The organism is Hyphomicrobium sp. NDB2Meth4, from assembly GCF_900117445.1.
Lineage (GTDB): Bacteria > Pseudomonadota > Alphaproteobacteria > Rhizobiales > Hyphomicrobiaceae > Hyphomicrobium_A.
Genome location: NZ_FPEJ01000007.1, coordinates 79,284 through 104,053 on the forward strand (window position 1 = coordinate 79,284; position 24,770 = coordinate 104,053).

The window sequence follows — 24,770 nt, forward strand, 5'->3', positions numbered from 1 at the left end:
GGTAACTGGCCGCAAAACGCCCTCAGAAGCAATAAAACTATACTAGCGCTATCCACATTAGTGGCACTAAGCACGTAGGCCCTGTCACTTGTGATCTGTGAGCGGGGCGAGCGTGGGTTTGGTGTGCGTTTGGGGGCGTAAATGCGTTTGTGTGCGTATGCGTGCGCCGCAGCTTGTGCGGTTGCGGCAATAACGGGTTTGGATTCGGTAGCAGTCGCCCAGGAGGCGGCGCCGGCTTCTTCGGAACCGATCGCTGAGACCACACCTCTGCCGGCCGTGGTCGTCGAGACGCAACAGGCCGCTAAGCCGAAGATCAAGGCTAAGAAGAAATCCAAGTCCGCCTCCGCGGCAGCCCAGCCGGAGCAATCGGCACCGCAGCAGCAACAGCAGCCGACGGGCCCTGGGAACTCGAACGCGAGCGATAAGTCGGCCTACGGCCCCGTGCGCGACTACTCTGCCAAGAACACGGCAACGGGCACCAAAACCGACACGCCTTTGAGTGAGGTCCCGCAGTCGATCTCCGTCGTCGGCGCCGAGCAAATCCGCGACCAGGGAGCACAGACGGCCCAGGATGCGCTGCGCTATACAGCCGGTGTCACTGCTGACGCCTACGGTCTCGACAGCCGCGTGGATGGCAGCTTCATTCGCGGCACGACCGCCGCCGAATATCTCGACGGCATGCGTAGAACGCTTGGCTCTTACACCAATAATTACCGGATAGATCCGTTCTTCCTCGAGCGGATTGAAGTCCTGCGCGGCCCTGCATCAGTCCTCTACGGACAGGCGAGCGTCGGTGGCATCATCAACTCCGTCTCCAAGCGGCCGCAGACGGAGGAAGGCGGCGAGATCTCCGTCGAATACGGCACCTTCGACTTCAAGCAGGTCAAGTTCGATATGACCGGCCCGATCACGTCCGACAAGAAATGGTCATATCGCCTGACTGGCATGGCGCGCGACGCCGATACGCAGGTCGACTACGTCGAGGACGATCGCTACGCCATCCAGCCGGCCATCACCTATCGCCCCGACGGCAACACCACGATCACAGTGCTTGGCCACTTCCAGAAGGATCATACCGGCTCCACGCAACAGTTCTGGCCACACGTCGGAACTATCTTCCCCAACGCGAGCGGCAACTACATTGCTCAGAATCGCTTCGTCGGAGAGCCCGACGATAAGTACGACACCAACGTAGCCTCCGGCACGTTGCTCGTGGAGCACAAATTCAACGAGGTCTTCAAGCTGCAGCACTCGTCGCGCTACGCCGACATCCATAACGTCTATAACACCACCTATCCGGGCTTCTTTGCCAATAGCGCAAGTCTTCCTGTTCCCGACTACATCGATCCCGCAGAAACTCAAATGTACCGGATCAAAACGATCCAGAGCGCGGACACTCAGATTTTCAATCAGGACACAAACTTACAGGCGAAATTCAAAACGGGAGTATTGGAACACCGCGTACTGGGCGGCGTCGACTACACCTACTACAACGAGAATTCTCGCCTCGGCCAGGCACTCAACACAACGCCCTTCGATGTCTACAACCCAACCTATGGCAGCGGGGAATTTCTCATTGGCTACACGTGCGACCTTGACCTTGTCATTGGCCTCACCGAAGTCGCCGTATGTGACCAACCTGAGCAGCAAATCACACAAACCGGCCTTTACGTGCAGGACCAACTTCGCCTCGGTAACTGGATTGCCGTGCTAGGCATGCGCAAGGATTGGCTCGAGAACGACACCGAAGGCAGCGTCCTGCAGAAGGACGACGCCACTACATATCGTGCAGGCCTGATGTACGAGTTCGGATTTGGTCTGACACCATATGTCAGCTACGCAGAATCGTTCACCCCCGTCACCGGCACAACGGCGCCCGCTCGCGGGGCCACCCCATTCAAGCCGCGCGAAGGGCGAATGTACGAGGCCGGAATCAAGTACCAGCCCAACGGCACGAGCTTCATGATCAATGCTTCGGTCTACGACATCAACGAGACCAACCGGACGACCACGGATCCGCAGTATCCGCTTTACAGCGCACAGATCGCAGAAGCGGCAATCAAGGGGTTCGAAATCGAAGCTGCCGGAAAGCTCACCCAGAACCTCAAGGCAATCGCCGCCTATTCATATACGCAAGCCGAGTACGCGGGAGAAACCGCTAACGCGGGTAACCAGATCGAATCGATGCCCAAGCACCTCGCATCGCTTTGGGGCATCTACTCGTTCGACCAAGCTTATCTCAAGGGTTGGTCGGTCGGCGCCGGTGTGCGCTACATCGGGGCGTCCTGGGACAGCACCAACACGCTCGAAACGCCCGCTGTCACGCTGTTCGATGCCATGGTTGCCTATGAGGAGGACAATTGGCGCTGGTCGATCAACGCCAAGAATCTCGAAGACAAGGAATACCTGACGACGTGCCTTGCACGAGGCGACTGCTTCCTCGGCCAGGCTCGCACCATCACCACCGGCATCACCTACAAATACTGATCCGCACGATAAGGCCTTCCGCTGCTGCACTGTGGCGGAAGGCCTTTTCTGAGTTGCACGCGGTCGCGAAAACCGGATAACTCTAGTCAAGTTTGTTTTGACTCTGGCACCAGCTTGATATGGGGGACTATGCGCAACGCATTCGTCGTTGTTCATCGTTGGGCGGGATTGTTCACGGCGGTGTTTCTGTTCATCGCTGGTCTGACCGGCGCCGTCATCTCGTGGGATCACGAGCTTGACGAGTGGCTGAACCCGCATCTCTTCGACGCCCGTATCACCGATCCGGAAGCCAAGCCGCTTCCGGCACTGGAACTGGCTGAAAAACTCGAAGCGGCCGATCCGAAAGCCAAGGTCACTTACTTCACGCTGGCCACTGAGCCAGGCCACACAGCCGAGTTCTCCGTCGAGCCGCGGCTCGATCCTGCTACCGGGCAGTTGCACGCTCTCGACTACAACCAGGTCTTTCTCGAGCCCTCGACCGGCGAGATCGTCGGCAAGCGCTTTTGGGGCCAGATCTCGCTCGATTCCGAAAATCTGCTGCCGTTCCTCTACAAGCTGCACTACTCCATGCACATTCCCGACTTCAACAACATCGATCGTTGGGGAGTCTGGTTCATGGGCATCGTCGGCATCGTCTGGCTGTTCGACTGCTTCGTCGGCTTCTACCTCACGCTGCCGCGCGCCAGTCGGCGCAATGTTTCCGTCGCTGGCGCGGCCGTCAGCGATGCGACGCTCGACGATCTGGAGGCAGGGCCACGCCGGCGCTCATGGTGGGACCGCTGGAAGCCGGCCTGGCAGATCAAACTGAACGCCAGCGCCTATCGCATCAATTTCGATGTCCACCGTGCCTTCGGCCTTTGGCTGTGGCTGATGCTTTTCATCGTCGCCTTCACGTCGGTGTCGATGAACCTGGGCAACGAGGTCGTCCGCCCGATCTTGAGGAGCATCTCCTCACTGACGCCGGACGCTTTCGACGACCGCACGCCGGCGCCGCTGAACGCGCCGATCACCCCGAAGGTATCGTATGCGGCCGCCATCGACTTGGCGCGCGCTGAAGCCTTGAAGCGCAATTGGACGGAGCCCGCAGGCGGCGCGTTTTATGGTGCCCAGCACGGCCTATACGCCATTCTATTCTTTGCCCCCGGCGAGGAGCACGGCAACGGCGGCATGCAGAAGATGCTGTTCGTTGACGGAAACGACGGTGCCATCGTCGGCGGCCGCATTCCGTGGGAGGGAACCGCAGCTGACATCTTCATGCAGATGCAATTCCCGCTTCACTCCGGCCGCATAGCGGGCCTGCCGGGTCGCGTCGTGCTGTCCATCATGGGCATCGTCGTCGCCATCCTGTCGGCGACGGGCGTCGTCATCTGGTTCAAGAAGCGCGCTGCCCGTACAACAGCCAAGCGGCGCGCTGCCATCTCAACATAGCGACGGCAATTGCGGACGCCGCGTGGTTGCTCGCGGTGCCCGCTCAGTTCATATGCCAGCCATGGCTGACGATGATCGACTCGCCCGTCAGTGCATTCGTTTTGAACGCAGCCAGCAGCAGCGCCACCTCGGCGATGTCCGAGACCATCGTGAACTGCTTGTCGACGGTCTCGCCCAGCATCACCTCTTTCACCACGCGTTCCTCGGTGATGCCGAGTTCGTGCGCCTGTTCCGGGATCTGCTTGTCGACCAGTGGCGTGCGCACGAATCCCGGACAGATGACGTTGGAGCGAACGCCGTGCTGCGCACCTTCCTTCGCCATAACGCGCGCAAAGCCTAAGATGCCGTGTTTGGCAGCGACGTAAGCCGATTTGAGCGGCGAAGCCTCATGGCTGTGCACCGAACCCATGTAGATGAGCGCGCCCGAGCCCTGCTTGTACATGTGCTTGACGCACGCCTTCGTCGTCAGGAACGCGCCGTCGAGATGGATGGCGAGCAGCTTCTTCCAGTCGGAGAACGGGAAGTCCTCGATCGGATGCACGATCTGGATGCCCGCGTTCGACACGAGAATGTCCACGCCGCCGAATGCCTTCACCGTCGCTTCGACGCCAGCGTTGACCTCGTCCTCCTTGGTGACGTCCATCGCTACGGCGATGGCAGTCTTCTCATTGCCAAGCTCGCGGGCAGCCGCCGTTGCTGCTTCGAGGTTGAGGTCGGCGATGACGACGCGGCCCCCGGCCTCGACGTAGCGCTTGGCAATGCCATTGCCGATACCGCTTGCTGCGCCGGTGATCAGCGCAATCTTGCCGTCAAGCTTCATGGGATGGCTCCAATCAGGGTTTCAGATAGTCGTAGACAACCTTGCCGAGCCCCAGCGTGAGGTCGGCGACGATGTGGGTCGCGGAAACGATCTCGCGCACGGGCAGGTCCGCCACGGGTGCCAGTGCGTGCGGGCGAAGGTCGAGCGCCGCAGGCCCCGTCCAAGCACCTTTCACCGCCACGTCTTCCAGCCGATAGTCGACGAGTTCCAGGATGCGCGGGCTGCCATCGACGTGCGGGATGATCTTCAGAAGATAGTTCGGCTTCAACAGTGAGCCGCCAATCGCATCGAGATCGAGAGCCTTGTGCTTGTAGCCCATCGTTCCGGTCGCAACGCGGATCGGTCCATAATCCAGCGTGCCAACCAGCGTGTCGGTTTCGACAGCGAGCGTCGGGTTGGCATACTTCTTCGGGAAACCCCACAACTCGCGCCCGCCCAGGATCGGCGGTCCGTCGTTGAGGAACATCGCGTGCGAATAGCTACCCTCGACACCGTTGAACTTCACCGGGATCACCTGTCCCGTCTCGCAGTAATCGCCGAAGCCGGTCGAATCCGGCATGCGGATGAACTCGTACTTCACCAGCGGCTCATCGAACGTTAGCGGCTCGGGAACCACGCGCTCCAGCGCTTCCCGATCCGTTCGATACGTGATGATGAGGAACTCGCGATTGACGAAGCGATATGGACCCGGCGGATACGCAGGGCTCGTCAGCGGCATAGCGAACGCGCTTCTGCGGACTTCGTCGATCTTCATGCGCTTTTCCTCACTTCGCCGGAGTCGAGGTCACGTGTACAGTCGAGAACCTTGACGCCCTGTTTAGGCGGCTCGCGATTGATCCATTCTGGATGATGCAGCGTGTTCTCGACGTCGAGGCGCCCGTTGTGCCAGTGCGAATCGACCGAATAGCGCGAGAACTCGTAATCGTTGGAGTGGCTCGAATAAGCCGCGCGGCGATGAATGAGATGCACGATCGTGATCGCTGCGTCGCATCCCAACTCCGACAGGAGCTTCCAGTCGAGCGTCGCCCTCACGTCTTCAGGAAGGCTGCGGTCGAGCCGGCGAATTGCGCGCCTGACGCTCTGCATGCGCCGGAACATGTCCGTGTTGAGGCGCGTCCGGCTCGAATAGCGGATATCCTTCTCGCGCTGGGCAACATCCAGCAATGTCTTGGGCAGCGGCCCGCGGGCACTGAACAGATCGACCTGGAAGATGCACATGTCTTCGCGTGGTCCAGCGTAGTCGAGCACGTACTGCAGCGGCGTGTTCGATACCAGGCCGCCATCCCAGTAAAGCTCGCCCTCGATGGTGATTGCAGGCAGCCCCGGAGGCAGCGCACCGCTGGCCATCACATGCTCCGGTGTGATGGTGTCACCCTTGCCGGTGTCGAAGTAGCGCATATTGCCGGTATGAACTTCCACCGCGCCGACGCTGAAGCGCGTTGCACCCGAGTTCAGATAGTCGAAGTCGACGAGATCAAGCAGCGTCTCACGCAGCGGACGCGTGTCATAGATGCTCACGGCATCAGGTTCCGCCTGCGGCAGCATCAGCGGCGAGGGCACGCGCGGTTCGAAAAAGCCCGGCACGCCGGTAGAGGCAACCAGAGCCGCGCTCGCCTCGACGAAGAAGCGTCGCGAAATGTCGTCTTCCAAAATCGGCGGCATCAGCAGTCGGCTGGACACCAGCTCCCAGAATTGCCGCAGCCGTTCGACGCGGCGCTCGGGAGGATTTCCTGCGATAATCGATCCGTTGAGCGCGCCGATCGAGATGCCAGCCACCCAATCGGGCGCCAGCGAACCCTCTGCCAGAGCCTCGTAGGCGCCGGCCTGATAGGCGCCAAGGGCCCCGCCACCCTGAAGCACGAGGACGTTCTTCTCATTGCGGCTCAAGCTGGAACTCCAGAACACATATCGTCAACCAGTGGCTAAGGCTGAGCGAAGTGTGCCCCAGAGGGGTTTTCAGACTTCTTTAGATCGGGTGCGGCAATGCGAACCGCCCGCCACTAATCGTAGCGCTGGTCTCTGCGCCGATCCCTTCGCACTGGGCGATCGCTCGGGCGCGGATGTGGGGGCTCGCGGTTCTCGGCATCGATCCTGGAGTCGGGCGGATCGAACGGCAGCGTCATGATGCCGATGCCCATCGACACGCTGGAGAAGGTGATCACGTTGAAGCTGTAGAGCAGCAGCAGCGCGATGAAAGGCTCGCGCGTCTCGACCAGCAGATCCTTCAGACCAGCGAGGTTGATGAGGATGATGAGCGACGCGATTGCGATACCGACAGCCGCACCAAGAATGAGGTGCAGACCAAGAAATCGCAACAACGGAGGAATGCGTCCGTCATCGTCGTCGAAGGGTCCGTGCTCACGCATTGGTTCGCACGCTCGCTGATGGCCAGAACTATCAGAATACAATCAGCACACTAGCGCCAAACGTTGCGCGGCGCCAACGGAAAGCGCCGGCCCGAATGGTTGAGACACAAGTTAGAATGCTGATGATCAGGCAGTCGCGCCGGATTGGCTTTGCTGAACCGCGGCGCAGTCGCTCTCCCAATCGCGGATGCCCTCGCGCATGGCATCGTAAACGGCAGCACCGATAGCTTCTCCAACCGCGGTGTGCTTGCCCGCATAGAGGACTTGATCCTCATGCAGCGGAGCCGCGACCGCGATGCAGTCGGTTCCGGTCCCTGTGATCGTCACGCCGCCGCGCTGCACGCCCGCTTCCAGCACTGCCAGTGTGCGAGCTTCCGTCGCAATCGACATGGCTTCGATCAGCGCCGCTTCGGAAAGCGGCTTTGACACGTGCACCATTGTGTTGATGGTGCCGGGAAAGTGTGGCGGCTGATGCAGCCGCATACCCACGCGCTCGCTGTTCGATAGCCCGACCGTTGTCAAACAGCGTGCGACAACATCTTCGACGCAAGCTTCGGCAAAGCGATATCGTCGTACGTCGCGCGAAGTCACCAGCAGGACCGCATCATCGAGCCCGGCATCGGCGATGCGCGCCCTGATCACTTCCCCCGCATCGACATCGTGCGGCAGATCCTTGTTGCGCACTTCCAGCCACGCGACGCGGTCCACGACCTGGAATCCGGGACGCAGCATCGACCAGCTCAACACCCGTTGCGGGGCCGCAAACGATACGACGATGAACGGCGGGCTCAGCTGGATCGACAATGGCGCATTCATGGGGCGCGACAACTCTTGCTGCATCTTTACCGCTGCTCGCGCCCGATCAGTTTGGCGACGGCCGGCGCATGATAGTGGCACACCGCTTCGATCAGCGCTTCTGGCTCCCGCTCGACGAGAACCATGTGCCGGTGCACCGGTTTCAGGAATTCCTCCGCGACGACGTGATCGAGGAACTGCAGCAGCCCGTCATAGAAGCCACGCACATTGAGGAAGGCGCACGGCTTCGCGTGGCTGCCGAGCTGTGCCCAGGTCCATACCTCGAATATTTCCTCCAGCGTGCCGATGCCGCCTGGCAGAGCAACGAACGCGTCAGACAGTTCGGCCATCAGAGCCTTGCGCTCATGCATCGAGCCGACGACCCGCAAGTCGTCGAGACCGGTATGCGCAACTTCGAGATCGACCAGACTGCGCGGGATAACGCCGATCACCTCGCCGCCGCCCTCGCGCACTGCATCCGCGACGGCCCCCATCAATCCGATGGACGCTCCGCCATAGACGAGCCCGATGCCCGCGCGCGCCAGAGCGCGCCCGAATGTGACCGCGGCCTCTTTATAGTCGGCATGCCGGCCGGGGCTCGACCCGCAGAAGACGCATATTCGCCGCATGATTGCTCCTCGCGCCTGCGGGACGCTTGCCGCATATCAAAAAAGCATGCTCGTGACGAGGCCGAGCAAAGCCACGGTCGCTGCCTGGATCACGCAGGCCGTGCGGAAGAGGCTCAGCGCCCGCCGGATGTCGGCCGCGCCAAGGTCGCCGCGGCCAGATCCCATCCACGCATCTTCCACCACTGCTCCGCCATAACTTCGGGGTCCGGCGAGGCGGATGTCGAGCGCACCCGCCATCGCCGCTTCCGGCCATCCAGCATTAGGGGAGCGATGCCGGCCAGCACCTTGCACCACAGCCTTCATGCCCCCCCGCGCATCAAAGCCCGCTCGCATGCCCGCCGCGGCGAAGATCAACAGCGCAGCAAGTCGCGAGGCCGGCAGGTTGATCAGGTCGTCGAGCCGCGCCGCCGCCCAGCCGAACGCGTGATAGCGTTCGCTCTTGTGCCCGATCATGCTGTCGGCCGTATTCACCGCCTTGTAGAGCGCAGCTCCTGGCAGGCCACCGACGATCAGCCAGAACAGCGGCGCCACCACGCCGTCGGAGTAGTTTTCCGCAAGGCTCTCGATCGCCGCCCGGCTCACGGCCGCTTCATCGAGGTTCGCCGTATCGCGCCCGACGATCATGCCGACCGCCTTGCGCCCAGCGTCGATGCCGCCGTCCTCGAGCGCCTCGGCGACCGCCGTTACGTGCTCATAGAGGCTGCGCTGGGCGATCAGCATGCTGGCCGCCGCCCCGATCACAAGCACGCTGAACGGCCACGGCAGCACCAGCCTGATGGCCGCCTCGAAGGCGACACAGGCCGCGGCCGTAGCCGCCATAACAACGATGAGGCAGGCCGTGCCGTTGGCCCGCCGGCGGCCAAACGAGAACCGCGGCAGGTTCCAGCGCGTCTCGCACCATGCTATCAGCCGCCCGATCCAGGTGACCGGATGGCCGATGCGCGCAAAAAGCCACTGCGGATATCCACAGGCAGCGTCCAGCAGCAGGGCGACAAGCGACGTGAAGAAGAACATGCGCGGCGGGTTCCGGCCCTCGAGAGGAGCATGGTGCTAGCATGACCGCAGGACGCATAGAACCTGTCGATCACGGGGGCGACCTCGACGCCGCCCGCCGCCGCTATCCGGGGGCGCAGCTGCCATGGATCGATCTGTCGACCGGCATCAATCCCCACCCATATCCGTTCACTATGCCGCCAATGGAAGCTTGGACGCAGCTTCCGCAGCGCTCGGCGGAGTTGGCATTGAGGCAGGCCGCCGCGGACCGATACGGCGCCACGAGCACGGAAACGGTGGTCACAGCACCAGGAAGTCAGGCGCTGATCCAGGTTCTCCCGCGCCTGATCGATCCGGCCGACGTGGTCGTCATCGCACCGACCTACGCCGAGCACGCCATCGCTTGGGCCCGGTGCGGGCACAGGGTCGGCGAGCGCGCCGCGATCGATGACGTCGGCGCTGCCCGCGTCGTCGTCGTGGTGAACCCGAACAATCCGACCGGCGCTATTGTCTCGCCCGACGCTCTTTGTGAACTGGCGTCAGCGCTCGAGGCGCGCCGCGGTCTTCTCGTCGTCGACGAAGCATTCGCAGACTTCGCACCAGAGGCGAGCATCGTCTCCCGCCTGCCCGAGCGCTGCGTCGTGCTGCGGTCGCTGGGCAAGGCCTATGGCCTCGGCGGCGTGCGCGTCGGATTCGCCATCGCCCAGCCGAGCCTGGCCGAAAAGCTTCGCGCCGAAATCGGCCCATGGGCCGTCTCGGGCCCTGCACTGACCATCGGCCGCGCGGCACTCGCCGATGCCGGTTGGCTGTCTGCGGAAAAGGCGCGGCTGACAGAAAATTGCCAGCGTCTGGACGGGATGCTGAAGGCGATAGGCTCAACGATCATCGGCGGAACGCATCTCTTCCGCCTCGTCCGGCACGAGGCCGCCACCGTCATCGCTGACCGGCTCGGCCGCAACGGCATTCTCGTTCGTCGCTTCGCGGCCCAGCCGGCATGGCTGCGCTTCGGTCTGCCGGGCAGCGAGGACGCGTGGAAACGCCTCTCCAATGCGCTTCGAGAATAGGGCGCCGCAACCGCGACTTGATCAGCAGGATGCTCGCCCTGTTAGACGCCCGGAGCGTGCCGAGCGGCTGAGTTGTCGAGGTAGGAATCGAAGCACGCGGCAATCGAGCGAACGAATGGACGGCCGCGGTCGGTGACGCGGAACGCCTCGCCATCGCTCTCGACCAGTTGATCCTGATCCGCCTCCAGCAGTGCCTGCGCCTCCTGCAGGATCTCCTCCGACTGAGCGCCGAAGCGTTGACGCAGCTCCCGAGCCGGGAATGTCAGGTCGCACATCAGCCGCTCGATCACGAACGCACGCATGCGATCGTTATCGGTCAAAGCAATTCCGCGCGCCGTCGCCAGCCCGTCCTCGCTGATGCGCCGCGCGTATTCTGCCGTAGCGGGATGGTTTTGGGCGTACCCCTGCGGCAGGCGCCCGATCGCCGATGCGCCAAAGCCGATCAGAGCATCGGCGGCGTCCGTCGTGTAGCCCTGGAAGTTGCGCGCCAGATGCCCCTGCGCGAGCGGATCGTCCGGCAGAGCGAAATGGTCGAGCCCGATGCGAACATAGCCCGCGCGCGTCAGAACGCGGGCAAGCCGGCTTGCTTGCCCAAACCGCTCAACCGAGTCGGGCAGCGACGCCGTTGCAATCAGCCGCTGATGCTTGAGCCGCTCCGGCAGGTGCGCGTATCCGAACGCAGCGATGCGCGTGGGCCGCAACTCCAGCACCCTGTCCAATGTGCTCTGCAGGCTGGAGCGCGCCTGATACGGCAAGCCGTACACGAGATCGACGTTGAGAGAATGAATGCCGTGCGCACGGAACGCCTCGACTGCGTGTTGCGTCTGCTCGAACGACTGCTTCCGATTGATCGCCGCCTGCACTATCGGATCGAAATCCTGGATGCCGATCGACACGCGATTGACGCCGGCGCGTGCAAAAGCAGCGACACGATCCTCATCGAGGCCGCGCGGGTCGACTTCGACCGCAAACTCCGCGTCGTCCGCCCAGTGGAACAGCCGCTTCTGCAGATCCGCCAGCTTGAGGATGTCCTCGGCCGATAGAATGTTCGGCGACCCGCCGCCCCAGTGGTTGTGCATCACCACATGCTCGGCCGGAAGGAGCTGTGCGACGTGTTCCATCTCCGCGTAGAGCGACGGGAGATATTCGCTTACCGGCTCGTAGCGTCGCACGGCCTTGGTGCAACACCCGCAGTACCAGCAAAGCTCGTCGCAGAATGGAATGTGCGAATAGAGAGACAGCCGCGTGCCTGGCTTCAGCTCAGCGAGCCACGCCCGATATGCGGCAGCCCCGACGTCCGCCGAAAAATGCGGGGCAGTGGGGTAGCTGGTGTACCGCGGCACCGGTGTGGAATACCGCTTTGCGAGTTCGAGGCTCATGGGAAGATCCGTGCAAATCCGCTTGCCATAGTCGGCTCGATTAAGAATTACCGCCGCGCGCGGCTGCCCCGTTTGATGCGGGTCAAAACCCGACAGACCGCACACCGGCAGGCACCTCAGTGAACCTGCTTGCCGATGTGAGGAAACGACAACTCGCCGCTGCAGAGAAGGTTGAGCGGGAAGCGGAGCACCGGCCGCATGCTCGACCACTTGTCGCAGAGTGATTTTTCTGCGTCCGAATAGGACTTTGGCAACCGCGCCGCGAGTTCACCATCCAGACACAGGTGCGACAGGCGGGCCGAATGCGCCTGCCTCAGGAGAGCGTCGAGATTGTCGTCGATAGAATCGCGTTCTCCCACCAGCTTATCGAGTTGAGGTCCGATTATTGCGTGCAGCTGCGACAGGGTGGCGTGGTCGGCGCACCGCTGAGAGACGAGCTGCGCGACGGCTTCTCCGTGGCGCGCGGTGAGGATCGGGAAGATGACCGCTTCCTGAAAGCTGACGTGCTCGCTCCAGCTCCCCTCTAGGGTGCGGCTGAGAATGCGGGCGATCCGCAGATCGCCGCCAGTCGGGAGTGTGTCAGCCAAAGCCGCCAAGGCGTGGCTGATCTCCCTTTGCAGCACCGCATCCGCGTGAACACGTGCGTTAATGTCGCTACAGCTAGGCATCAGGAGAGACTAGCCAGCGGATGCACCTGCGCTTTGACAAAAGTCATCCCGCGCCAGACGGGGGCAACTGTTACACTCTCTTACAATTCGTCACGAGCCCGGCATATCGGCGCGGCAAGCCTGTCTTTTAATCCATTCTAACGATCACCACGATCCAAGGACGGAGAAGACGATGCTAGCGATGCAGGCCGACGAGGTTCTGAACGTCTCTCACGCTGCGGCAGGTAGTCTCGCGGGTTCTCTGGATGAGCGCATGGCACACGCGGTTGTGCGGCGCTTGGTAGCCAAGGAACACGTCTTCTGCGAGGGCGACGATCGCCAGCACGTCTTTCGTGTCGAGGACGGCGTCATTGCCGTCTACAAGACCCTTCCCGACGGCCGTCGCCAGATCATTGATTTCGCCTACCCCGGAGATCTCATCGGGCTGGGTGTCCTCAGCGAGCACGTTCTGAGCGCCCAGGCGACCGTACCCTCCCGCGTCCGCTGCCTCTCTGCCGCCTCGCTCGAGCGGATGGCTGAAAGCGACGCCAGCCTTGCGCTGAAGCTTTATAAGTCGGTCTGTCAGGAACTTGCCGCCACGCGCAGCCTGCTCGTCACCGTTGGTCAGCGCAGCGCCATCGAGCGCGTTGCCGCGTTTCTTGTTGCGCTGCACCGCCGCACCGCCGCCAACGGATCTTCGATCATCAAGCTCGCTATGCGCCGCAGCGACATCGCCGACCTGCTCGGCCTGACGATCGAGACCGTCAGCCGCACCCTGACCAAGCTTCGCAGCATGGGTGTGATCGACATCGAGCAAGGCGGCTCGCGCGTCCAGTTGCTCGACCAGGCGCGTCTCGTCGAATTGGCGAACGAGTAGTTGTTTCCGAACGCCTAGTTATCCAGGCCTTCGTCCCGTGGGCCGGATATGCCGGCGCCACCGCCTTGAGCTGCATTCGCCGACCGGATGTGGCTTCGAGGATGGTGGCGCCGCATTCATTCATGCTGAGCAATGCCGCCTCCCAGACGCGCACCTTTTCTCGCGGGCACTGTAATGCGCCATGCTTGAAGGACGCGACCGACCGAGCCACGCTGTGATGGTCCCGACACTGAGCTGTGGCAATCGTCCTGTGTGCGAGCGTGCCGCAAGGCCAATTTGATCAGCCTCAAGCAGTAGGCACCTAACTCGATGCAACCAAACGATAGCGATGCAATGCGAGAGAAATGGCCGAGAAATCGGCTACACTTTCGTCGCACACTTGATCGCCGTCAATGGGCGGAGGGCAATGTGGCTCGTATCGTTTACCGTCCGGGGAGAGACGAGGTTTGACGATGAAGGCAACAACCAGCGAAGAGGTCATCGCACTATCAGGTGCGACTGCGACAATCGCCGCAGTAATCATAGGCGCCATCGGCGCCGTGCTAGCAATATTCGGTCAGGACGAAGTGATACGCCTCCACGGCGCACTCTTCCTTCTGGCCGCGGCTGCTGGCGGCTACTACGTTCTGACGCATCCGCGCCAGGGCGGAGCCGACGAGCAGGCCCACTACATGGATGGGCCGATCAAGGTGGCAACGATCGCCGCCGTGTTTTGGGGGATTGTAGGGTTTCTCGTCGGCGACATCATCGCCTGGCAGCTAGCCTTCCCCGCCCTCAACTTCGATCTGCCATGGACCAACTTCGGGCGCGTGCGCCCGGTGCACACGTCCGCAGTGATCTTCGCCTTCGGCGGAAACGTTCTTCTTGCAACGTCGCTGTATGTCGTCCAGCGCACCAGCCGTGCCCGCATCGCCGGCTACTGGTCGCCTTGGTTCGTCATCTGGGGCTATCAGCTGTTCATCGTCCTCGCAGCGTCGAGCTACGTCCTCGGTGCGACCGAGGGCAAGGAATACGCCGAGCCGGAATGGTACATCGATCTGTGGCTGACGCTCGTTTGGGTCGTCTACCTGTTGGTGTTCCTCGGCACGCTATGGAAGCGCAAGGAGCCACACATCTACGTGGCCAACTGGTTCTACCTGGCGTTCATCGTGACGATTGCGATGCTGCACATCGTCAACAACCTGGCCATCCCGGTCTCGTTCCTGGGAACGAAGAGCTACTCGCTGTTCTCGGGCGTCCAGGATGCCATGACCCAGTGGTGGTACGGCCATAACGCCGTCGGCTTCTTCCTGACCGCCGGCTTCCTCGGCATCATGTACTACTTCATCCCTAAGCGCGTTGAACGGCCGGTCTACTCCTACCGCCTGTCGATCGTGCACTTCTGGTCGCTGATCTTCCTCTACATCTGGGCGGGTCCGCACCATCTGCACTACACCGCGCTTCCCGATTGGACGCAGACACTCGGCATGACCTTCTCGATCATGCTGTGGATGCCCTCGTGGGGCGGCATGATCAACGGCCTGATGACGCTGTCGGGTGCATGGGATCGCCTGCGTACCGATCCAGTCGTGCGTCTGCTTGTCGTGTCGGTCGCCTTCTACGGCATGTCGACCTTCGAAGGTCCGCTCATGTCGATCAAGTCGGTCAACTCGCTGTCGCACTACACCGACTGGACGATCGGCCACGTGCACTCGGGTGCGCTGGGCTGGGTCGGCATGGTGTCCTTCGGCGCCATCTACTGCCTGGTTCCCTGGCTGTGGAAGCGTCGTGGTCTCTATTCGCTCCGCCTTGTGGAGTGGCACTTCTGGACCGCTACCGTGGGCATCGTTCTCTACATCTCCGCGATGTGGGTGTCGGGCATCACGCAGGGTCTGATGTGGCGTGCTTACGACAAGCTTGGCTTCCTCAAGTACTCGTTCGTCGAGACGGTTGAGGTCATGCATTGGCCGTACGTTATCCGCGCCACCGGTGGTCTCTTGTTCCTCCTCGGTGCTGTGTTCATGGCCATCAACGTGTGGCGCACGATCCGCGGTGAGGTTTCATCTGACATTGCCGACCAGCCGGAAACCGCGGCCGCGCCTGAGCTGCGCCACGCTGCCACTGCCGTGCCGGCCGAGTGAGGGAACCATGAAGCACGATTTTTTCGAAAAGAACTCGATGGTGCTGCTGATCGGCATCCTGATTGTGGTGTCGATCGGCGGTCTGGTGGAGATTGCCCCGCTGTTCCTGCTCAACTCGACGATCGAGAAGGTGCAGGGCATGCGGCCATACTCTCCGCTCGAGCTGGCAGGGCGCGACATCTACATTCGCGAGGGTTGCTACAACTGCCACTCGCAGATGATCCGCTCGCTGCGTGACGAGGTTGAGCGCTACGGGCACTACAGCCTCGCCGCTGAGAGCATGTACGATCACCCGTTCCAGTGGGGGTCGAAGCGCACCGGGCCAGATCTCGCCCGTGTCGGTGGCAAGTACTCCGACAACTGGCACGTCGATCACATGCACAATCCGCGCTCGGTCGTTCCCGAGTCGGTCATGCCCGGCTATCCCTTCCTCGCCAAGCGCAAGCTCGAGTACGGGAATATGGCCGAGCGCCTGAAGACGCTACGTCTCACTGGTGTTCCTTACACCGACGAGATGATCGCGAACGCCCAGGCGGATGTCGTCGCACAGATCAAGCCCGATAGCGCCGAATCCAAAGCGCTCGCCGAGCGGTACCCCAAAGCGCAGGTTCGCAAGTTCGATGGCGCCCAGGGAGATCAGCCGACCGAGCTCGATGCGATGATCGCCTATCTGCAGATGTTGGGAACGCTCGTCGACTTCGCCAAGTTCGACGCAGCCGGACCCAACCTTCGCTGAGGCCGTGCCATGACATATCACGCTGCGACGGTACTCTCGCAGACTATAGCCCTGGTGCTCTTCGTAAGTCTGTTCCTCGCCATCGTCGCCTACGCGTTCTGGCCAGGAAACAAGAAGAAGTTTGATCAAGCGGCGCAGGTGCCGCTTGAGGACAAGAGTGACGAACCGGAGGGAGACGGTCGATGACGGAGAAGCACGTAGACAGCGTCACCGGCGTTGAAACGACCGGTCACGTTTGGGATGGCGACCTTAGAGAGCTGAACAAGCCCCTGCCGCGGTGGTGGCTGTACGTTCTCTACGCGACCATCATTTGGTCGATCGGCTACTGGGTCGTCTATCCGGCCTGGCCCGTCGTCAACGGTGACTACACCAAGGGGATGTTCGACTACAGCCAGCGCGGCGAAGTCAGCAAGGAAGTTGCCGCAGCCAAAGCGGCGCAGTCCAAGTACTTCGAGCTGATCGCCGCAACGCCCGTCGGCGAGATCACCAAGAACGAAGAGCTGCTGCCGTTCGTGATGGCTGGCGGCGCTGCGGTGTTTGGTGACAGGTGCGGCCCGTGCCACGGCAAGGGCGGCGGCGGTGCCGTTGGTTACCCGAACCTCAACGATGACGATTGGCTGTGGGGCGGCACGCCCGAAGCGATCCAGCAGACCATCACGCACGGCATCCGTTCTGGTGATCCGGAAGCCCGCGACATGGCGATGCCCCGCTTCGGTCTTGACGGCATCCTTAAGCCTGCCGAAATAGCAGATACTGCCCAGTATGTGCTATCTCTGTCGGGACACTCGACCGATGCAGCGGCTGCAGAGCGCGGCAAAAAGACCTTCGCCGACAACTGCGTCGCCTGCCATGGCGAGGAGGGCAAGGGCAACCAGGATATGGGCGCTCCGAACCTCACCGATGGCATTTGGCTCTATGGCGGCAAGCTCGCCGACATTGAGAAAACCATCGAGACCGGCCGGGGCGGCGTCATGCCCTACTGGACCGGACGCCTCGATCCCGTAACCATTAAGATGCTGGCCGCATACGTGCACTCGCTCGGCGGCGGCCAATAGAAACCTGAACCCCCACTGGCGAGGACTCGCCATGAATATGATGAACAGAACGACAGAAGTCGCGGGACAGTCAGTCGGGGGTTATGCCGGGCGCCAGAAGATTTACCCTAAGCTGGCGCACGGCAATTTTCGCAAGCTGAAGTGGGCGGTGATGGTCGCCACACTCGGCGTCTACTACCTGCTGCCTTGGCTCCGCTGGGACCGCGGGCCGAACCTGCCCAATCAGGCGTTTCTGCTCGATTTCGCCAATCAGCGCCTGTTCTTCGGCCCTATCGAGATCTGGGCGCAGGAGCTCTACTACATCACCGGCATCCTCATCCTTTCGGCGCTCGGGCTGTTTCTCGTCACCGCGCTCGCTGGACGTGTGTGGTGCGGCTATGCGTGCCCGCAGACCGTCTGGACCGATCTCATGATCGCAGTCGAGCGCATCTGGCAGGGCGATCGCAACGCCCGCATTCGTCTCGACAATGCGCGCTGGTCCTTCAACAAGATCTGGCGCAAGGCGGGCACGCACGCCACGTGGCTGCTGATCGGCCTGGCAACAGGTGGCGCGCTCGTCTTTTATTTCCGCGATGCGCCGACACTTGCGCATGAACTCCTCACCGGTGACGCACCCACCGTCGCTTACGTCTTTCTTGGCGTCTTCACCGTGTCGACCTATCTTCTCGGCGGCATCGCCCGTGAGCAGGTGTGCATTTATATGTGCCCCTGGCCGCGCATTCAGGGCGCGATGTTTGATGCCGACTCGCTGCTTGTCTCCTATCGCGATTGGCGCGGCGAGCCACGCGGCCCGCACAAGAAGGGCCAGTCGTGGGAAGGCCGCGGCGACTGCGTCGACTGCACCGCATGCGTCACCGTCTGTCCCATGGGTATCGACATTCGCGACGGCGCTCAGCTCGAGTGCATCCAGTGCGCACTCTGCATCGATGCCTGCGACGAGATCATGGATCGCGTCGGCCGTCCGCGCGGCCTCATCGCCTACGACACCTTCAAGAACCTTGAAGCGCCCACGCACGACAAGCGCGTCCCGATCCGCCTCATTCGTCCGCGCACCTTGGTCTACACGGCGCTTATCGCCCTGGTCAGTGGCGTAATGGTGTTCGCGTGGTCCAACCGCGGCGACATGGACGTGAACATCCTCCACGATCGCAACCCGATGTTCGTCCAGCTCTCCGACGGCAGTCTGCGCAATGGCTACGTCATCAAGATCATGAACAAGGAGCACGACACGCGCCGTCTGCATCTCGAGCTGTCAGGTCTTGATGGCGCCCATCTGCAGATCGTTGGCCTTTCGGGCGAGCGCCCAACCATCGAGGTCGTGCCGGATAATCTGCGTGCTCTGAAAGTCTTCGTAACCGTCCCGGCCGCTTTGCGCGCTAAACTGTCCGGCAGCGCCACGCCGTTCCGCTTTGCCGTTGTCGACCCGGCGGAAGGTGAGACGCTGTATCACGATGCAACCTTCCGGGGGCCAGCCAATGAGTGAGCCTGCTGCTACCAAGCCGCGCAAATCCCGCATGAGCGGCCGGCACGTCCTGATGTGCTTCCTCGGTTTTTTCGGCATCATCTTCGCCGTCGACGGCTTCATGATCTATCAGGCGGTCTCCACCTTCGGCGGCGTCGAAACGCCCGACGCCTACCGCAAGGGTCTCGAATACAACACCAGCATCGCGCAGGACGAGCGCCAGACCGCGCTCGGCTGGCGCGACGAAACCAAGTTCACCGGCACGCCTGAGCGCCTGCAGGTGATGCTCCGCGATAAGGAGGATGCCGCCGTCGCCGGAAAGCGCGTCCTGGCGACCATCGGCCGGCCAGCTACCAATCGGCAGGACGTCACGGTGACGCTCGCCGAGACGGCCCCCGGCCTTTACGAAGCTGTGTTTCCGGGCGCCGTGGAAGGCACTTGGATTGTCGATCTTAGCGCTTACGATGGCGGCAGCTCGAACGAGCCCGTATATCAGGCGCGGAGACGTGCATGGATCAAGCCGTAACACTGGCGCGTGCAGCATCGGCGCCCCCGAGCGCCGACGATTCGTTGCCGCCGACGACGACCGTTTCGCTGATCGTCGAGAACATGCAGTGTGGAAGCTGCATGGGCCGCATTGAGCGCGCCCTGCAGGCAACGCCCGGTGTCGCCTCCGCGCGCGCCAGCCTCACCGCCAAGCGCGTGGCCGTCACTTTCGACAACCGGACCACCGAGCCGCAAAGGCTCATCGATGCCCTCGACCGCACCGGCTACCGCGCCGCCGAATCCGTCGGCAGTGCCGACGAGAGCGCCACCGCCCGCGCCGATGATTTGCTGCGTCGCCTCGGCGTTGCCGGCTTTGCCGCCGCTAACGTCATGCTGCTCTCGGTCTCGGTGTGGGCCGGTCATGCCAGCGACATGGACCAGTCCGCTGCTGATCTCTTCCACTGGCTGTCGGCGCTGATCGCCATGCCGGCCATCGCCTACTCCGGGCAGCCGTTCTTCCGCTCCGCGCTCACCGCCCTGCGCGCACGCCATCTCAACATGGACGTGCCGATCTCGCTCGGCATCCTGCTCGCGACGGGAATGAGCCTCTATCAGACGATGCGCGGCACCGAGCAGGTGTACTTCGACGCCGCGATCATGCTGACGTTCTTCCTCCTCATTGGGCGCTACCTCGATGAGAAGGTGCGCGTACGCGCGCGCGGCGCTGCCGAAAACCTGCTGGGTCTGAAGGCCCTGTCCGCCAACGTCATCGGCGAGGACGGCGCCGTCCGTCGTCTCGCCGCCCGCGCGCTCGAGCCGGGCATGCGCATCCAGGTTGCAGCCGGCGAACGCATCCCTGTAGACGGACGCGTCCTGAGTGGCGCCACGCACGTCGACACCAGCCTCATCACCGGCGAGACGGTCCCCCGTCGCGCCGCCTTTGGTGAAATGGTGCACGCCGGCACCGTCAACATCGACAGCGCCATCGTCGTCGAAGCCACGGCCACCGACGACAATACCCTCCTCGCCGATATCGCCCGTCTGGTGCAATCGGCAGAGCAGGGCCGCGGACACTATGTCCGCCTCGCCGATCGCGCGGCGCGCTTCTACGCGCCTGCCGTGCACATTCTCGGCGCCGTCACCCTGATCGGATGGCTGGTCGCTGGCGCAGCCTTCGAGCAGTCGCTCACCTACGCCATCGCTGTGCTCATCATCACCTGCCCGTGCGCGCTCGCTCTGGCGGTGCCAGCAGTTCAGGTGGCTGCAGCGGGCCGGCTGTTCTCCAAGGGCATCATCGTCAAGGCGACCGACGGCCTTGAACGCCTCTCCGACATCGACACCATCGTCTTCGACAAGACCGGCACGCTCACGCGCGGTGAGCCTTCGCTGGCCAACGCGGATGCCATCGACGATGCAACGCTGGCTGCTGCGGCCTCCCTCGCCATTGCCAGCCGCCACCCCTATTCGCGCGCCGTCGTGCGCACGGCCCGTGAGCGCGGCCTCACATTCGCGATCGCCGAAGGTGTCATCGAGCATCCCGGTAGCGGATTGATTGCCGCATCGCCTCGTGGCGAGCGTCGCCTCGGTTCCGCAAGCTGGGTCGGCATCCCCGTAGCCGAAGGTGCCGACGCCCATGTCGCTTCCCTTTGGTTCCGAGATGGCGGCAACGCACCGATTGCGCTGCACTTTGAAGATAGCCTCCGCTCCGACGCTCCTGCCGTCATCGCCGCGTTGAAGCAAGCCGGATTCCGAATCGTCCTGCTTTCCGGAGACCGCATCGATCCGGTGCGCGCCGCCGCGGAGGGGGCTGGTATTGATGATTGGTTCGCCGAAGTGCGGCCCGACGGGAAGATCGCGCGCCTTGAGGCACTGAAGTCGGAAGGCCGCCGCGTGCTCATGATCGGCGATGGCCTCAACGATGCGCCGGCGCTCGCCGCTGCTCACGCGTCCATTTCCCCCTCGACTGCCGCCGACGTTAGTCAAACCGCTTCGGATGCCGTCTTCCAGGGCGAACCGCTCGCGCCGGTCATTGAGCTGCTGACCGTAGCTCGTGCGTCTCAGCGCATGGCGATCGAGAACTTCGCCATCGCCATCGCCTACAATTGCGTTTCGGTACCTCTGGCCATGGCTGGCTTCGTCACGCCGCTCATTGCAGCGCTCGCCATGTCGCTATCGTCGATCGCCGTGACGGGCAACGCCCTACGGCTGCGCGGCAGAAGGCTCACTCTCGGCAAAGGATCAGCACGATGACATCGCTCGTCTGGTTGATCCCCTGTGCACTCGCCCTCGGCCTGCTCGGGCTCCTGGCATTCTTGTGGGCCCTGCGTTCAGGCCAGTTCGAGGATCTGGAAGGGGCCGGATGGCGCGCGATTCAGGACGAAGAGCCCGGCGACGCATCGAGCCCGGCTGAAAACGCAGAAAAGCCCCGCCCACAGTGAAGTGTGCCGCATAGGCCGCGAGAGGGGTTCAGTCGGCGTGCTTGGCGCCACTGCCGTCATGCGTCAGCAACAAGTCGCACTTCGACTCGAGAAACACCCGCGAAAAGCCCAGTTGCTGCTCGGGGCTTAGCGCGTCGACAACAACGATCGACGCTCCGAGCTCGAGCTGGGCTGCAACCTGCTGATAGAGGCGACCGCAGCCCATCAGGGACAGGGGAGGCAGGCCATCGAAGTCCTGTGCCAGCAGCGGCTCATCGTTGGAAAGCACGCAGACCGCATGCGCGGTGCCGCGTAGCTTCCTGGCTACGCCGCTGGCGCTGTCCGCATCGTTGAAGATGCCGATAACCAGCCGGGGCCGCGGATTGGCGCCATTCTGGCAGCCGCCACAGCAGGCGCTGGGATTACCATCGATGTGATCTTCGCTCACCGGGCACCACTCGCGTGATGGACGAAATTAACCCACACCCTAGCGGCAAGGCGTCGCCGGGGTTTGACCTGATTGTGCGCTTGTGTGACAGCATGTAACAGGAATGAACCAAATCAGCCGGCCCCCCGCCCCATGTCCGCAGCAGAACGGCAGACCATTCTCATCGTCGACGACGAGCCCGAGGTGCGCACCCTTCTGCGTACTGGTCTGGAAGGCGAGGGGTTTTCCGTGCTTGAGGCCTCCGATGGAAGCCAGGCCCTGACCCTCATAGAGCGGGTCCCGATCAGCCTCGTGACGCTGGATTTGAAGCTCGGCGGTGAGGACGGCCTGAAGGTCGCGCGTGAGTTGCGCGTGGTCAAGAACGTCCCGATTATCATGATCACCGGCAAGAGCGACGCCATCGACCGCGTGGTGGGTCTCGAGCTCGGCGCCGACGACTACATCCCCAAGCCATTTCTCATGCGCGAGGTAATCGCTCGCGTGCGTGCGGTGCTGCGGCGCTACGAGGCCGGCAACGCGCCGGCAAGTGGCGCTACCTCTGAGGATGAGGAATGTTACGGGTTTGATGGCTGGAAGGTGGATTTACTGCGCCGCGAAGTGCGCGATCCCTCCGGCGAGCTGCGCGACCTCACAACCGCCGAGTTCAATCTGCTGGCGCTGCTCGTGCAGAGAGCCGGACGTGTCCTCTCGCGCGACGAGATCATGGACCTCTTGAAAGGTCACGACTGGACGCCGATGGATCGCTCCATCGACGCGCTCGTTGCACGCCTGCGCAAGAAGCTGGAGCCCGACAGCGAACGCCCCACGCTGGTGAAAACCGTGCGCGGCGTCGGCTACGTGTTTGCCGGATCCGCCAAGAAGCTCTGACGCTCTGGCGATGAGCGCGACACACGGGTCGAAGGAGCCCTAGTCGCGATGCAAAGCATCGTGCAGCGACACCGCCAGCTCCGCGCGCTTATAAGGTTTGCGCAGGATGGGGTTGCCGCCGTAAGCAGCCGGATCGTGACGCGTCTCTTCCGCGGCATATCCGGTCGTCAGCACGACCCTCGTCCCAGGCACGTGCTCGCCAATCCAGCGGGCCAACTCATAGCCAGACATGCCACCAGCCATGACAATGTCACTCAGCACGAGATCGACATGCTCGCCGCTCTGCAGGATGCGAACCGCCGCCGGGCCGCTTTCTGCCTCGAGCACCACGTAGCCCAGACCTTCGACGCGCTGCAGTGTCAGCTCGCGTACCTCGGCATTGTCTTCGACGACCAGCACGACCTCGTTCGCTTCAGAAAGCGGCACCGCCTCGGAAGCCGATGCAACCCTGTCGAGTTCGCCATCGGCGCGTGGCAGATAGAGCGTCACGGTCGTGCCGCGTCCAACTGCGCTTTGGATTGTCGCGTGGCCACCAGACTGTTCCGCAAAGCCATAGACGGTGCTGAGGCCGAGCCCGGTACCGCGGCCGGGCTCCTTGGTTGAGAAGAACGGCTCGAAAGCGCGCTCTATAACTTCGGGCGGCATGCCTTCACCGGTATCCGAAACCGATAGCAGCACATACTCCCCGCCCGCGCCGTCGAAGGGCAGGGCGCTCGCTGCAACGTTGCGCGTTTCGACCATCAGCGCACCGCCGTGAGGCATCGCATCGCGTGCATTGATGGCGAGGTTGAGGATCGCGTTCTCCACCTCGCTTGGATCGGCCTTCGTCTTCCACAGGTTGCCGGCGAGCATGGTGGTGAGCGTGATCGGCTCGCCGATCGAGCGCTTCAGGATTTCCATCAGCCCCAGCACCAGCTCGTTAAGATCGAGCACTTGCGGCGAGAGGCGCCTCCGCCGGGCGAACGTCAGCAGCCGCTTCGTCAGCGCAGCGCCCATGTCGGCAGCATCGGCCGCACGCTTCAGCAGCGTACGCGATGCTGGCTGGTCCGTGGCATCACCCACCAGCTCCAGGTTGCCGGTTATGATGGTCAGCAGGTTGTTGAAGTCGTGCGCGACGCCGCCCGTCAGCTGGCCGAAGGCCTCCATGCGCTGTGCCTGGATCAGCGCTGCCTGCGTCGCCTCGCGCCGGCCGATTTCCGCTTCGAGTTCGCGCGTGCGCTCCGCCACGCGTTGCTCTAGCTCCGAATTGGCTTTCGCCAGCTCTGCTTGCGCGCGCTTCCTTTCGGTCACATCGCGCACCACCACCATGAAGATGGGGCGCCCGTCTATTTCCTGCTTTGCGATGGAGGCTTCTGCGGGAAATTCCGTCCCGTCCTTGCGTCGCGCGAAGATCTCCTGCCGCTCACCCATGCGCCGCGCCGCGACCGGCGATCGCGAAAATTCCGCAACATGAGCGTGATGCGTCCCACGAAAGCGCTCAGGAATCAGCACGTCCAGCCGCTGCCCGATGATCTCTTCCTTGCTGTAGCCGAACATCGAGGCCGCACCATCGTTGAACAACATGATGCGCATATTCTCGTTGAGCGAGATGATCGCATCTGCCGCAATGGCAAGGATGGTCGAAATCTGCGACTCGGCGAGTAGCAGCTCTTTCTGGGTGTCGCTGGCCGACGGGTCTGTGAGAGGCATGAGGG

Annotated in this window: 24 protein-coding genes; 13 read left to right on the forward strand and 11 right to left on the reverse strand. The window is 62.7% G+C overall.

Translation table 11 applies throughout. The annotated features are described in order from the left end of the window. Nucleotides 1-198 precede the first annotated feature (198 nt). On the forward strand, nucleotides 199-2,487 hold the full coding sequence (locus NDB2M4_RS12745) for a TonB-dependent siderophore receptor (protein ID WP_171988096.1): 2,289 nt from the start codon (nucleotides 199-201) through the stop codon (nucleotides 2,485-2,487). Between the two features lie 129 nt (nucleotides 2,488-2,616). Further along, nucleotides 2,617-3,915, forward strand: a complete 1,299-nt coding sequence (locus NDB2M4_RS12750) for a PepSY-associated TM helix domain-containing protein (RefSeq protein ID WP_072375675.1) — start codon at nucleotides 2,617-2,619, stop codon at nucleotides 3,913-3,915. Nucleotides 3,916-3,958: 43 nt separating this feature from the next. Here the strand turns inward: NDB2M4_RS12750 and NDB2M4_RS12755 are convergent, their stop codons facing one another. From NDB2M4_RS12755 to cbiB, 7 genes are all read right to left on the reverse strand, one after another. Then, nucleotides 3,959-4,735 carry a 3-hydroxybutyrate dehydrogenase gene (locus tag NDB2M4_RS12755; protein WP_072375677.1) on the reverse strand — a complete coding sequence of 259 codons (777 nt, stop codon included), beginning with the start codon at nucleotides 4,733-4,735 and terminating at the stop codon, nucleotides 3,959-3,961. Between the two features lie 13 nt (nucleotides 4,736-4,748). Beyond that, nucleotides 4,749-5,489 (reverse strand): acetoacetate decarboxylase, encoded by a 741-nt coding sequence (locus NDB2M4_RS12760; protein WP_072375679.1) that lies wholly within the window; start codon nucleotides 5,487-5,489, stop codon nucleotides 4,749-4,751. Further along, nucleotides 5,486-6,622 carry a DUF3734 domain-containing protein gene (locus NDB2M4_RS12765; protein WP_083556301.1) on the reverse strand — a complete coding sequence of 379 codons (1,137 nt, stop codon included), beginning with the start codon at nucleotides 6,620-6,622 and terminating at the stop codon, nucleotides 5,486-5,488. Before NDB2M4_RS12765 ends, NDB2M4_RS12760 begins: the two co-directional genes overlap by 4 nt. Before the next feature lie 113 nt (nucleotides 6,623-6,735). Further along, nucleotides 6,736-7,101, reverse strand: a complete 366-nt coding sequence (locus tag NDB2M4_RS12770; protein WP_072375684.1) for a hypothetical protein — start codon at nucleotides 7,099-7,101, stop codon at nucleotides 6,736-6,738. A 126-nt stretch (nucleotides 7,102-7,227) separates the two neighbouring features. Continuing rightward, entirely contained in the window at nucleotides 7,228-7,941 is a 714-nt protein-coding gene (locus NDB2M4_RS12775) for an adenosylcobinamide amidohydrolase (RefSeq protein WP_244536165.1), read from the reverse strand. Between the two features lie 2 nt (nucleotides 7,942-7,943). After that, on the reverse strand, nucleotides 7,944-8,525 hold the full coding sequence (locus tag NDB2M4_RS12780; RefSeq protein WP_072375686.1) for an LOG family protein: 582 nt from the start codon (nucleotides 8,523-8,525) through the stop codon (nucleotides 7,944-7,946). Nucleotides 8,526-8,561: 36 nt separating this feature from the next. Next, nucleotides 8,562-9,539 (reverse strand): adenosylcobinamide-phosphate synthase CbiB, encoded by a 978-nt coding sequence (gene cbiB / locus NDB2M4_RS12785; protein ID WP_072375688.1) that lies wholly within the window; start codon nucleotides 9,537-9,539, stop codon nucleotides 8,562-8,564. Between the two features lie 41 nt (nucleotides 9,540-9,580). Between cbiB and cobD the strand changes: the two genes are divergently transcribed. After that, nucleotides 9,581-10,582, forward strand: a complete 1,002-nt coding sequence (cobD, locus tag NDB2M4_RS12790; RefSeq protein WP_072375690.1) for a threonine-phosphate decarboxylase CobD — start codon at nucleotides 9,581-9,583, stop codon at nucleotides 10,580-10,582. A 41-nt stretch (nucleotides 10,583-10,623) separates the two neighbouring features. On the opposite strand, the gene hemN is transcribed toward cobD, so the two are convergent. Both hemN and NDB2M4_RS12800 read right to left on the reverse strand, forming a co-directional pair. Beyond that, nucleotides 10,624-11,961 carry an oxygen-independent coproporphyrinogen III oxidase gene (gene hemN, locus NDB2M4_RS12795; RefSeq protein ID WP_072375692.1) on the reverse strand — a complete coding sequence of 446 codons (1,338 nt, stop codon included), beginning with the start codon at nucleotides 11,959-11,961 and terminating at the stop codon, nucleotides 10,624-10,626. Nucleotides 11,962-12,077: 116 nt separating this feature from the next. After that, on the reverse strand, nucleotides 12,078-12,557 hold the full coding sequence (locus tag NDB2M4_RS12800) for a hypothetical protein (RefSeq protein WP_171988097.1): 480 nt from the start codon (nucleotides 12,555-12,557) through the stop codon (nucleotides 12,078-12,080). 244 nt (nucleotides 12,558-12,801) lie between these two features. Here NDB2M4_RS12800 and NDB2M4_RS12805 point away from each other — a divergent pair, with 244 nt between their 5' ends. The 9 genes from NDB2M4_RS12805 to ccoS all read left to right on the forward strand — a co-directional run bounded on the left by NDB2M4_RS12805 (nucleotide 12,802) and on the right by ccoS (nucleotide 21,782). After that, nucleotides 12,802-13,485, forward strand: a complete 684-nt coding sequence (locus tag NDB2M4_RS12805) for a Crp/Fnr family transcriptional regulator (protein WP_072375696.1) — start codon at nucleotides 12,802-12,804, stop codon at nucleotides 13,483-13,485. Between the two features lie 452 nt (nucleotides 13,486-13,937). Further along, entirely contained in the window at nucleotides 13,938-15,605 is a 1,668-nt protein-coding gene (ccoN, locus tag NDB2M4_RS12810; protein WP_083556305.1) for a cytochrome-c oxidase, cbb3-type subunit I, read from the forward strand. A gap of 7 nt (nucleotides 15,606-15,612) precedes the next feature. After that, a complete protein-coding gene (ccoO, locus tag NDB2M4_RS12815; RefSeq protein ID WP_072375698.1) occupies nucleotides 15,613-16,341 on the forward strand; it encodes a cytochrome-c oxidase, cbb3-type subunit II in 729 nt (242 codons plus the stop codon). Between the two features lie 9 nt (nucleotides 16,342-16,350). After that, nucleotides 16,351-16,527, forward strand: a complete 177-nt coding sequence (locus tag NDB2M4_RS12820) for a cbb3-type cytochrome c oxidase subunit 3 (RefSeq protein ID WP_072375700.1) — start codon at nucleotides 16,351-16,353, stop codon at nucleotides 16,525-16,527. Further along, nucleotides 16,524-17,396: a cytochrome-c oxidase, cbb3-type subunit III gene (ccoP, locus tag NDB2M4_RS12825; protein ID WP_072375702.1), complete on the forward strand. Its 873-nt coding sequence runs from the start codon at nucleotides 16,524-16,526 to the stop codon at nucleotides 17,394-17,396. The genes NDB2M4_RS12820 and ccoP overlap by 4 nt, the downstream gene beginning before the upstream one ends. A 31-nt stretch (nucleotides 17,397-17,427) precedes the next feature. Then, nucleotides 17,428-18,879: a cytochrome c oxidase accessory protein CcoG gene (gene ccoG, locus NDB2M4_RS12830; RefSeq protein WP_072375704.1), complete on the forward strand. Its 1,452-nt coding sequence runs from the start codon at nucleotides 17,428-17,430 to the stop codon at nucleotides 18,877-18,879. Further along, nucleotides 18,872-19,384 (forward strand): FixH family protein, encoded by a 513-nt coding sequence (locus tag NDB2M4_RS12835; RefSeq protein WP_072375706.1) that lies wholly within the window; start codon nucleotides 18,872-18,874, stop codon nucleotides 19,382-19,384. The genes ccoG and NDB2M4_RS12835 overlap by 8 nt, the downstream gene beginning before the upstream one ends. Next, the gene (locus tag NDB2M4_RS12840) at nucleotides 19,369-21,594 is read left to right on the forward strand and encodes a heavy metal translocating P-type ATPase (RefSeq protein ID WP_072375708.1); all 2,226 of its coding nucleotides are present in this window, start codon (nucleotides 19,369-19,371) and stop codon (nucleotides 21,592-21,594) included. Before NDB2M4_RS12835 ends, NDB2M4_RS12840 begins: the two co-directional genes overlap by 16 nt. Next, complete coding sequence (ccoS, locus tag NDB2M4_RS12845; protein ID WP_072375710.1) at nucleotides 21,591-21,782, forward strand: cbb3-type cytochrome oxidase assembly protein CcoS; 192 nt, start codon at nucleotides 21,591-21,593, stop codon at nucleotides 21,780-21,782. Before NDB2M4_RS12840 ends, ccoS begins: the two co-directional genes overlap by 4 nt. A gap of 28 nt (nucleotides 21,783-21,810) precedes the next feature. Here ccoS and NDB2M4_RS12850 read toward each other — a convergent pair whose 3' ends face one another. Continuing rightward, nucleotides 21,811-22,209 (reverse strand): hypothetical protein, encoded by a 399-nt coding sequence (locus NDB2M4_RS12850; protein WP_072375712.1) that lies wholly within the window; start codon nucleotides 22,207-22,209, stop codon nucleotides 21,811-21,813. 132 nt (nucleotides 22,210-22,341) lie between these two features. On the opposite strand from NDB2M4_RS12850, the gene NDB2M4_RS12855 reads away from it, so the two are divergent. Further along, complete coding sequence (locus NDB2M4_RS12855) at nucleotides 22,342-23,076, forward strand: response regulator (RefSeq protein ID WP_072375714.1); 735 nt, start codon at nucleotides 22,342-22,344, stop codon at nucleotides 23,074-23,076. A gap of 39 nt (nucleotides 23,077-23,115) precedes the next feature. On the opposite strand, the gene NDB2M4_RS12860 is transcribed toward NDB2M4_RS12855, so the two are convergent. Then, the gene (locus NDB2M4_RS12860; protein ID WP_171988098.1) at nucleotides 23,116-24,765 is read right to left on the reverse strand and encodes an ATP-binding protein; all 1,650 of its coding nucleotides are present in this window, start codon (nucleotides 24,763-24,765) and stop codon (nucleotides 23,116-23,118) included. Nucleotides 24,766-24,770 lie beyond the last annotated feature (5 nt).

Coding starts and splice junctions, on each gene's coding strand:
- cobD (WP_072375690.1), top strand. CDS start 9,581: ATGACCGCAGGACGCATAGAACCTGTCGATCACGGGGGCGACCTCGAC.
- NDB2M4_RS12775 (WP_244536165.1), bottom strand. CDS start 7,941: ATGCAGCAAGAGTTGTCGCGCCCCATGAATGCGCCATTGTCGATCCAG.
- NDB2M4_RS12820 (WP_072375700.1), top strand. CDS start 16,351: ATGACATATCACGCTGCGACGGTACTCTCGCAGACTATAGCCCTGGTG.
- NDB2M4_RS12780 (WP_072375686.1), bottom strand. CDS start 8,525: ATGCGGCGAATATGCGTCTTCTGCGGGTCGAGCCCCGGCCGGCATGCC.
- ccoG (WP_072375704.1), top strand. CDS start 17,428: ATGAATATGATGAACAGAACGACAGAAGTCGCGGGACAGTCAGTCGGG.
- NDB2M4_RS12750 (WP_072375675.1), top strand. CDS start 2,617: ATGCGCAACGCATTCGTCGTTGTTCATCGTTGGGCGGGATTGTTCACG.
- NDB2M4_RS12770 (WP_072375684.1), bottom strand. CDS start 7,101: ATGCGTGAGCACGGACCCTTCGACGACGATGACGGACGCATTCCTCCG.
- ccoP (WP_072375702.1), top strand. CDS start 16,524: ATGACGGAGAAGCACGTAGACAGCGTCACCGGCGTTGAAACGACCGGT.
- NDB2M4_RS12855 (WP_072375714.1), top strand. CDS start 22,342: ATGTCCGCAGCAGAACGGCAGACCATTCTCATCGTCGACGACGAGCCC.
- NDB2M4_RS12840 (WP_072375708.1), top strand. CDS start 19,369: ATGGATCAAGCCGTAACACTGGCGCGTGCAGCATCGGCGCCCCCGAGC.
- NDB2M4_RS12760 (WP_072375679.1), bottom strand. CDS start 5,489: ATGAAGATCGACGAAGTCCGCAGAAGCGCGTTCGCTATGCCGCTGACG.
- ccoS (WP_072375710.1), top strand. CDS start 21,591: ATGACATCGCTCGTCTGGTTGATCCCCTGTGCACTCGCCCTCGGCCTG.
- NDB2M4_RS12860 (WP_171988098.1), bottom strand. CDS start 24,765: ATGCCTCTCACAGACCCGTCGGCCAGCGACACCCAGAAAGAGCTGCTA.
- cbiB (WP_072375688.1), bottom strand. CDS start 9,539: ATGTTCTTCTTCACGTCGCTTGTCGCCCTGCTGCTGGACGCTGCCTGT.
- NDB2M4_RS12805 (WP_072375696.1), top strand. CDS start 12,802: ATGCTAGCGATGCAGGCCGACGAGGTTCTGAACGTCTCTCACGCTGCG.
- ccoN (WP_083556305.1), top strand. CDS start 13,938: ATGAAGGCAACAACCAGCGAAGAGGTCATCGCACTATCAGGTGCGACT.
- hemN (WP_072375692.1), bottom strand. CDS start 11,961: ATGAGCCTCGAACTCGCAAAGCGGTATTCCACACCGGTGCCGCGGTAC.
- NDB2M4_RS12835 (WP_072375706.1), top strand. CDS start 18,872: ATGAGTGAGCCTGCTGCTACCAAGCCGCGCAAATCCCGCATGAGCGGC.
- NDB2M4_RS12755 (WP_072375677.1), bottom strand. CDS start 4,735: ATGAAGCTTGACGGCAAGATTGCGCTGATCACCGGCGCAGCAAGCGGT.
- ccoO (WP_072375698.1), top strand. CDS start 15,613: ATGAAGCACGATTTTTTCGAAAAGAACTCGATGGTGCTGCTGATCGGC.